Origin of the sequence: Arenibacter sp. S6351L (assembly GCF_023016025.1) — a bacterium.
Lineage (GTDB): Bacteria > Bacteroidota > Bacteroidia > Flavobacteriales > Flavobacteriaceae > Arenibacter > Arenibacter algicola_B.
Genome location: NZ_JALKBB010000092.1, coordinates 1 through 906, shown reverse-complemented (window position 1 = coordinate 906; position 906 = coordinate 1). Strand labels below are relative to the sequence as shown.

Genomic DNA, 906 nt, shown 5'->3' with positions numbered 1-906 from the left:
AATATCAATGCCAACTGTAACATCGGCGCACAGGTGACCGTACAAGCCACTGGCGGGAACGGTGGGTATACCTATGCCTTTGTACAGGACGGTGCGGTTGTGAACCCAGGTGATTATTCCGCTAGTGCCAGTAACATACTTGATCCTTCCACCAACCTCAATTGGGACGTTTGGGTGAAGGATGCCATGGACTGTACCTATAAGATCGATGTGGTTATAGCCGAAGATCCTATGCCGACGGTAAGCCTTCCGGCCTATGCCGACGACCAGTGTACCTCCAACGGGAACTCTTACACCTTTACCGCAACAAGTACAGGTATGGCCCCTATAAAATACAGCATCGGAAACGGATTCCAGAGCAGCGGCACATTTACCGTATCCGCCCCGGGAACCTATACCGTCACCGTTCGTGACGCCAACGGATGTACCGTTACCGATACCATTACCATAATGCCCCCATTGGGCGCGGCGGCAGTGGCTACGGCACAGCCTTCATGCCCCGTGGACGACGGCGTGATCACCATCACCGCCAGCGGTGGGGCAGGTGCCGGAAACTACGAGTACGACCTATTGGATGCTTCCAATAACAGTCTTACGGCAGGAGCACACCAGGCTTCCAACGTGTTCAGCGGACTGGCCCCAGGAAATTATACCGCAATGGTATACGATACCTCAGGGTCCAATTGTAATGCACAGGTGCCCGTTTCCCTGGAAACACCAACGCCGGTCGTGTTTACATATACCAAAGAGGACGTATCCTGTAACGGGGGTGCCGACGGTTCCATACAGGTCATCCTGGATGCTTCCAACGACAACCCGCCATATACCTTTACCATCAACGACGGGACCAATCCGCCGACCACACAGAACAGCAACCTGTTCACAGGTCTGGCAGCAGGTACATAC

General features: G+C 54.0%; 1 pseudogene. It reads left to right on the top strand.

The window, feature by feature from the left end:
• Positions 1-906, top strand: a pseudogene (locus tag MWU82_RS24015) (hypothetical protein); the annotation flags it as partial.